The following is a 7,634-nucleotide window of genomic DNA, read 5'->3' on the forward strand; positions in this document are numbered from 1 at the left end:
ACCGTCACGTCGCATTACCATGACGTTGCTATGGCCATGGGCCAAGCTTGAACAGAGAGCCGTATGCGCTGAAAGGTGCACGTACGGTTCGGGGAGGAGAAGCGCATCTGCGCTTCTTACTCCACTCCCCATGGCGCGGGGATTTGTCTATCTCTGCGCCGTCGTGGACTGGTTCAGCCGGAAGGTCCTGTCATGGCGGTTGTCGATCACGATGGAAGCAGCCTTCTGCATCGAGGCAGTAGAGGCTCTATTATCTTTGGCCTAGTGCTTGCCACCCTTGCGGCCGGCTTCAAAGGCATGTTGGCGGTCATCGGCGAAATTGCCCTTGTCGGCCAGTTTCCGGCTCTGACGATAGCATCACCAGTCTTAGAGTATCGGACAAAATAGTATCATATCTTCGCATCTGGCGCTGTAGATGCCGGTTCTATGTCGCATCTATGCTCACCTACGGCAGCTCGTCGGTCTGAGGAGAACTCGGCTGCCTCAAACTTGTGGGAGAACAGTATGACATTAAAGACGATTCTGCTGAGCGCCTGCTCGGTAGTTGCCTTTGCGGGTCTTGTATCGGCTGAAAGCCTGACGATCGCGACCGTCAACAACGGCGACATGGTTCGCATGCAGAGCATGGCCGCCGACTTCACGTCGAAGTATCCCGACATCGAGTTCAACTGGGTGACGCTCGAGGAAAACGTCCTTCGCGAACGCGTCACGACCGATATCGCCACCAAGGGCGGTCAATACGACGTCATGACGATCGGCACCTACGAGGCGCCGATCTGGGCCAAGCAAGGCTGGCTCACGGCGCTCGACGGCCTCGGCGCCGATTATGACGTCGATGACCTTCTGCCGGCGATCCGTGGGGCGCTGTCCGTCGAGGGCAAGCTCTATGCGGCGCCATTTTACGGCGAGTCCGCGATGGTCATGTACCGCAAGGACCTGTTCGAGAAGGCCGGCCTGAAAATGCCACAATCCCCAACCTGGGCCTTCATCGGCGAGGCGGCCCGCAAGATCACTGACCGTTCGGCCGACATCAACGGTATCTGCCTGCGCGGCAAGGCCGGCTGGGGCGAGAACATGGCCTTCCTGCCTGCGCTCAACAACTCCTTCGGTGGCCGCTGGTTTCGACGAGAAGTGGCAGCCGCAGTTCGACCAGCCGGAATGGAAGGCCTCTCTTCAGTTCTATGTCGACCTGATGAAGGATGCCGGGCCGCAGGGCGCCTCGGCACCTTGCGCGTGGCCGAGGCTTTGGCCTCGGTTTCGAACTCAGTCAGCAAGGCGCGGCTATGTCTTTCAGCCAAGAACCAACAGATTCGACATGACTCTTTCCAAACGCAGTTCTTCCTTCCGATCTGAATGTGTTCGTCGTAGTTATCGTTTGATCTTCATCTGCTCGCCCGCGAACTTTACTTTCAATCAATAGTTTCACCTCGCAGGAGACGACAGCCGTATCTAGCGCGCCGATCGATTGGAAACCTCGCCGAAGTTCCATAAATACGGTTATGCTGAAAGAACCACTTAAACTACTATAAACATGTATTTTTCTCTAAGAGACATTGTCCGAAATTCGCGTTGTAGCGGAAGCTGCTTCCGCTTCAACGAACGAGACGCCGATTGCCGGACATCGAACCGAAAATGCTCAGTCCGCGGTGGCAGGCAAGCCTAAGCTTATGTTCGCTAGGCCGACTTGTCATCACACGACAGAAACCGCTTCAAGCTCAAGCCCGCCAACAAAATGTATGGCGGCATGGCGAGTGAATAGTGACCACAGTTTAAACGCAAAATGCTGGCCTTAGCGCCGGCGAGGGTCAGCGTCTGCATGAACCTCTCCGATAGTTCTGGCAACACCACTTTGTCTCTCTTCGCCAGCACAACGTGGAGATTCAGATCCGGGCGTGCCAAACGACTCGCGTAATTCTCCATGTTAAGTGGCGCCCAGGCCCTCCTGAGATCAGCCAGCTCAATATCAGGCTCAAGGCTATTTCGAATTGGTCGTGTCGCGCGACCGGTCCAAACCATATCCGCTAGGCTACCAGCTGTCAGAAACAACGAGGCTTTAGAAACAGCCGCTTCGTGGGCTGCGATGAGTCCTGCTACCCAGGAGCCCAGGCTCATACCGAGAACCGACATGTTTCTGTAGCCTTCGCTCTTCAGCCAACGTATGAGCTTTCGCCCATCCCATACCCCCTGCCTCATAGATTGGATCGTTCGACCGAGATTCGCGCTAAGCATATAATCGGCGTGCGCGGAGCCCGGGCGGCTGCGTTCGAAGTGATAGGGCATAGCAATCTCGACAACCGTTATGCCACGCTGCGAAAAAAACCTGGCAATCTGACTATTTCGCGCGCTTGCATTCCAATGGTGAAAAACCACCAAAGCGTGATCGAGCGACCCGCTATCGGTGATCTTTGCCCAAACTACGTTATTCTCGTCGATGTCGGTCAAGGTGTCCGATGGAAACCTGAGCCATCCATCTCGCATTTGAAAACCTTGATCGCTCCCGTTCGGCTCATCGAAGAAAGTTGGATCAGCCACTGCCTGTTCAGCAAGAAGACAAAACTCGCCGACACTCCCTATCTTCTTCGCGCCTGAAAAGGCCCGTTCCGCGTCAAGCCCCAGGACCGTTGAATTCTTCCCTTCCTCACCGCGCAGCGCCCGCCGCTCATCCCAACGATCAAGCCAATTATGAAACATTCAGATTGGTCCCTAATTCACTCGCCCGCCGCCACCGGCCGAACCCTGGATCGAACAGGCCGTAAAGTGCGAGAAGCACTCCAAGACCCAAAAGGATCGAAAAGCCAGCAAAAGCACCGATCAACAGGTAGCCTGCAACGAGCAACACTACGACCGTCGACATCTTCCACAAAGTCGCACGAGCCCGGTTTTCGACACCTAAACGGATGGCACAAAACAAAAAAACTATGCAGGTGGAGATAACGACAAGAAGGCTGCTGTAGTGCGTCGGCATTCTATAGCCGGTCGCGTCGCTCACATTGTCGAGCCCAAAAATAGCCGCACACATATCACCGATCAACCAAGCCGCAATATTCTCGCCGGCGGATGTCAGGTACGAGCTTTGGCCCTTCATGCATATGGCGACCAAAATCCCCAAAACAGTACACCTGAAAATCCCCCGGATCACCGTCAAGCCAAATTCGTTGAGCTCGTATTGGCAGTCCACCTCAGGTCGCGTTTCCAGTTTCTTTCTGATTTTGCAAAAATCATAAGCGATCGTGTAAAGCAAAATGAGGCCTGCAAAGAAAATATAGAAGGAGATCGCCATGTACAAATATGCAATCCCTGTGAATAGCATCGCCTCCGGCACTGATATGACATCAGGGCGCACGATCGCTAATTTTCCCCAATCCATGGCATATTCACCACCGCCTTTCATAAGTGGGATCAAACACACTTCGATCCACTGAAAAATCCCAGCGAATACAAAGCAAACCAGAAAAACCGCCCAATAGGTAGAGGAAGAGCTTTCTACGTTGCGCGCCCAAGCATCGTGGGAGTCCGTCCCGTCGGCCTGCGCGACAAGCTTCAGACGCCCCTCGAATTTCCAGAAGGCCAGAAGCTCTATCACGAACACGAAGAATAGTGGCAGGAACACCATGAAGACGAATGTCCAATTTGGCGCCCAGAGAAACCCGACCTGCTTAACGACCCCGTCCATACGGTCGTAACCCGCGCTGTGAACCCCGGTAACATAGGACAAAAACCCGAGAGAGGTGGCGCCCGCAAACACCGCCGCTGGCAAATTCAAGGGAGAGCCGGAGCTAAAAAGCGCCTCGGATCTCATCGCCAAACCCAAGCGCCGAACTGGCGTCTTGGCGTCCGCATCCCCTGCCAACCCTACCGAGGGCATCGTCTCATCAAGGGTGGTCGCATTCTGTGTTATATCTGCGGCTCCCGGTGCAACGCTGCTTTCGGCTTTCCTCCCGTCTCGCCTCTTGGCCGTTAATCGAGATTGGGCCTCACTCAACTCCATCTGCCATTCGCTGGTTGCGACCGGATCATCGCACCCAAAAATCCTTGCCAGCCAACGAATGTTGGCGGTGCTGATTCCCTTGTCGTTCTCTTGAAACCAAAGTTGCACCGTGCGCAGGTCGATCCCAATCCGGTTGGCATCAATCTGTGAAATCGCCTCTGCAAGTAGCTCGGGCGTCCATGGTCCTGCTGGAAATCCATCGCTGCCAAGCGGCCGTCCCGCTCCGGCCGCGGCCGTTCGTTTGAATAGTTCTTTGAAATCAGTCCCGTCCTTCGGCGGAGGGAGAAAAAACTTTCCATTGTTCAACAAGGACTTAGTGGCTCGCATTTCGTTTCGTTTCGCTAGATTTCGTATCTTGTCGTGCCTTCGTTCCCAAATTGAGGCCTGTTCCCCCGCAACGGATCCCACGAATACGCAGGCTGTTTTCGGTCGACGGTCATTTGTTTCGATGAACCCCCTCAACCGATCATGCGGCGCGCCGCGGTACTTGGCAGCCGATTGTGTTTTCTCGTGGTCCAACGCTTGTGTGGAAATTCGAGAAGGTGTCAGAATGATGGAACGAAATATGGGCGAGCCTTTGCGTGGTCAGACAGTCCTAGTCACCGGCGCGTCGGGCGGCATAGGGGCGGCAATCGTGGAGCGCCTCGCCTTGGAGGGTGCGCGGCCAATCATCCACTATTGCCAGGACGGGGATGCGGCGGAGGAACTATTGGCCCGTATTGGTGGCGACGGCTTGATGGTGCAAGCCGATCTTTCGACTTCGGAGGGGCCATGCACATTGTGGCGGAAAGCCGTTGCTTTCGCGGGGCGTATTCACGGTGTCATTAACAATGCGGGTATCCGTACCGAAATTCCGATAGAGAATTCAGCCGCGGCCTGGAAGGCCGCATGGCAAATGGAGTTTCAACTCAATCTCTTTGCTGCGGCCGATCTCTGTAGGGAGGCGATCAGGCATTTTCGAACCGAGGGTGGTGGGCGCATCATTAACATGGCAGGCCAAGCCGGTCAGCGTGGCTCCGCCGCCGACATACTGCCTCATGGCGCGACCAAGGCCGCGCTCATCAATCTCACCAAATCCATCGCCTCAAGCTTCGCTCGTGAGGGCGTGATAGCCGTGTCTATCGCACCTGGCCTCGTCCGAACGGAGATGGCAGAGAAATACATCGCCGCCCATGACAAGGGAGAAGCTGTAGAGGACATTCCAATAGGGGATATGGCCGAAGCAACCGAAATAGCTGAACTTGTCGCATTTTTGTTGCGTCACTCTCAGGAGTCGCTCAACGGTGCCACCCTTGATGTCAATGGCGGCAGCTATATTCGCTAACCCGGGATAGCAACCAGGAGCAGTTTAAGCAAATCCGCGTGAAGCCGAAATCATTCATCGGCAAGCGCGAGCGTGACCTCTTTCCGGACCTTGTTCGCCGCCCGCTTCTTCGCGGGACAGCTTTTGAATATGGTCAAGATCTTCTCGATAGATTGGTCTGCCCCGGCCTTTCGTAGAGCGCTTGCGTCCAACGCCGATTTAAAGTCCGGAGCTGGACTTGTGCAGGACGGGTCGCTGTTCTGGCCGGGGCGCGGGGTCTCATTGGCACCCTCGGGCAGTTCATGAAATTGCTCGGGTTCCAATTGACTCGGCGGCTTCCTGAGAACCGCCGAGCTATTCGCTGCAAATTTTGCTCCGGGTATCGATATGATCTGCGAAGCGCTGACAGGAGACGGCCCAGCCTCTGGTACTTCGAACTCGAAATTGCCAACGCCTTCAACCGACGTTTCATTTGATGGCGCTCGCATCTGCAGCCATGCGCGCTTCGTAAGCTCCTTATCAGCATAATAGAAATTCCGTACGCCGAATATCGGCTGCTGATTTCGGAGCTTGATGATGCATCGCGTCTCGTTCATCGAACCCAATTCATCGGGGCGCATCAGGGGCCGCATCGCAGTCTTGTGGGACATGGTAGCGCCCTTGCGATCGAACAGAGTCACGCCGGTCGAAACGGCCTTATCGACCGTAACTTCCTTCCGCTCGCCGAGAAGCTGGGACACATAGCGCTGATCCTCCGGGTCTTGCGCGCCGAGGAAGATCTGAGCGCGGGCGGAATTCACCAGCGTCTGCCGGCCTTCGCGGGTATAGACGTTGTCGATTGATCGCAGCGATTGGACGAAGAACCAGCAGGGTATGCCATAGCCGCCAAGCACCGTCGCGACGGTCAATGCGTTTTCCAGCTTTCCCAGGTTCTGGAACTCATCGAGCAGGACCAACACCCGACGCTCGCCGCGCTTCATCATGTTGCGCGACATGTAGTCCATGAACTGGACCATCAGCACATTGAAAATGGGGCCGATCGAGGCAATCTGCTGAATGCGGAAATCCAGGTAGAGGCTCATATTCTCCCGGCGCATCGCCCGGATGTCGAAGGTCGACCGCGCCGTCGCACGCAAAATCCGATTGTTCTTGAACGGCCGGACGGCGGCGGCGAGCGAACCATAGACACCGTCGAACTGTTTGCTGGCCATGACGGCGAAGCGGGCGAGGGTGGTATAGGTGAAGGAGCTGATCCAAGAGGCGCGAAGCTCCGGATTGGCAACCTCTTCCAGCCACTCGCGAAGCGGTTGGTCGCCACCCTCGACAACATTGAGGACCGTGCCGAGGTTCTTGTCCTTGTCATGAATATCGGGGTTCTCCAATACCCATGAGGTGACGCCGGCGAAGAGGGCGCGGGCGTCGGAGATCCAGTAGGCATCGCCCTTCGGCGTCGGCAGCAATGCCGTCGCGATCGAGTTGATGTCGATATCGCGTTGATCGGGATCGATGGCAACGAAATCCAGCGGGTTATAGCATTCGGTATCGCCGTTTTCGTCGGCCGGCGAGAACCGCAGAACGCGGGAGAATTTCGAGCGATAGCCGGCTGTCGCCTCATAGGTCTCGCCACGCATATCGAGCACGACGATGCTGTCCGGCCAGAGCAGGCAGTTCGGTACGATCAGCGAGGCGCCCTTGCCCGACCGGGGCGGGCCGATGACGAAGCCGCCGACGTCATCGCCGTCGATCCAGAGCTTCTTTCCGCCGAACAGCATTGGCTTCAGGAACCGCCGCCGACCGGAGCCGCGCTGCGTGAAGCCGCCGGGAACCTTGATCAGGCTCCCGCCGATCCGGCCGACAAACACACCACCAGTGCGCGTGAGGCCAAGGGCGCGGGCTTCCAGCGGGCTAAGGAACCGGGCGTCGGTCGATTTCTTCTTGCCGCTCATGGCGGCGACAAGCATGGCGCCGCCGGCGAACAGACCAGCCGCGGCCGCTATTGCCGGCCGATGCCAGTCGCCGGCGGCCAGATCCAGCCTCGCCGCGCGATAGGATGCCAGCATGTCTTCCTGCAGCGCCTGGAACATCCATGTCGAATTGTCGAAGGCATAATAGAGGCCGGCATAGGCGAGCGACGCGACGAATGCGGCCGCAGCCCCAGCGATGACCAGCCCGAACAGCAGGATCGCCGGATTCATAGCATGTCTCCCTTGGTGAAGACGATTTCCGAGACGACGCGCCGCCCATCGGGAAAGCGATACAGCTGGACGACGATAGGTATGACCTCCTTCAGGTAGTCGATGATTTCTCGCTTCCTCAGCGCTACGCCACTTTGCATGACCATAA

At 56.6% G+C, this 7,634-nt stretch carries 5 protein-coding genes and 2 pseudogenes; 3 read left to right on the plus strand and 4 right to left on the minus strand.

Features of this window, described 5'->3' with window-relative positions:
* Window positions 1–115: 115 nt before the first annotated feature.
* Window positions 116–256 (plus strand): annotated as a pseudogene (locus ABWW28_RS27045) (IS3 family transposase); the annotation flags it as partial.
* A gap of 5 nt (window positions 257–261) precedes the next feature.
* On the opposite strand, the gene ABWW28_RS27050 reads toward ABWW28_RS27045, so the two are convergent.
* Window positions 262–336 (minus strand): KGG domain-containing protein, encoded by a 75-nt coding sequence (locus ABWW28_RS27050; RefSeq protein WP_353392917.1) that lies wholly within the window; start codon window positions 334–336, stop codon window positions 262–264.
* A 168-nt stretch (window positions 337–504) separates the two neighbouring features.
* On the opposite strand from ABWW28_RS27050, the pseudogene ABWW28_RS27055 reads away from it, so the two are divergent.
* Window positions 505–1,225: pseudogene (locus ABWW28_RS27055) on the plus strand (ABC transporter substrate-binding protein); the annotation flags it as partial.
* Between the two features lie 449 nt (window positions 1,226–1,674).
* Here the strand turns inward: ABWW28_RS27055 and ABWW28_RS27060 are convergent.
* Both ABWW28_RS27060 and ABWW28_RS27065 read right to left on the minus strand, forming a co-directional pair.
* On the minus strand, window positions 1,675–2,691 hold the full coding sequence (locus ABWW28_RS27060; RefSeq protein ID WP_353392911.1) for an alpha/beta fold hydrolase: 1,017 nt from the start codon (window positions 2,689–2,691) through the stop codon (window positions 1,675–1,677).
* The gene (locus tag ABWW28_RS27065) at window positions 2,681–4,297 is read right to left on the minus strand and encodes an RcgA family putative transporter (protein WP_502904598.1); all 1,617 of its coding nucleotides are present in this window, start codon (window positions 4,295–4,297) and stop codon (window positions 2,681–2,683) included. The genes ABWW28_RS27060 and ABWW28_RS27065 overlap by 11 nt, the downstream gene beginning before the upstream one ends.
* Before the next feature lie 241 nt (window positions 4,298–4,538).
* Here ABWW28_RS27065 and ABWW28_RS27070 point away from each other — a divergent pair, with 241 nt between their 5' ends.
* Window positions 4,539–5,312, plus strand: a complete 774-nt coding sequence (locus ABWW28_RS27070; protein WP_353392913.1) for an SDR family NAD(P)-dependent oxidoreductase — start codon at window positions 4,539–4,541, stop codon at window positions 5,310–5,312.
* A gap of 50 nt (window positions 5,313–5,362) precedes the next feature.
* Here ABWW28_RS27070 and ABWW28_RS27075 read toward each other — a convergent pair whose 3' ends face one another.
* On the minus strand, window positions 5,363–7,486 hold the full coding sequence (locus tag ABWW28_RS27075; RefSeq protein ID WP_353392915.1) for a type IV secretory system conjugative DNA transfer family protein: 2,124 nt from the start codon (window positions 7,484–7,486) through the stop codon (window positions 5,363–5,365).
* Window positions 7,487–7,634: the final 148 nt, after the last annotated feature.

The organism is Brucella sp. NBRC 14130, from assembly GCF_040371715.1.
Taxonomy (GTDB): Bacteria; Pseudomonadota; Alphaproteobacteria; order Rhizobiales; family Rhizobiaceae; genus Brucella; species Brucella intermedia.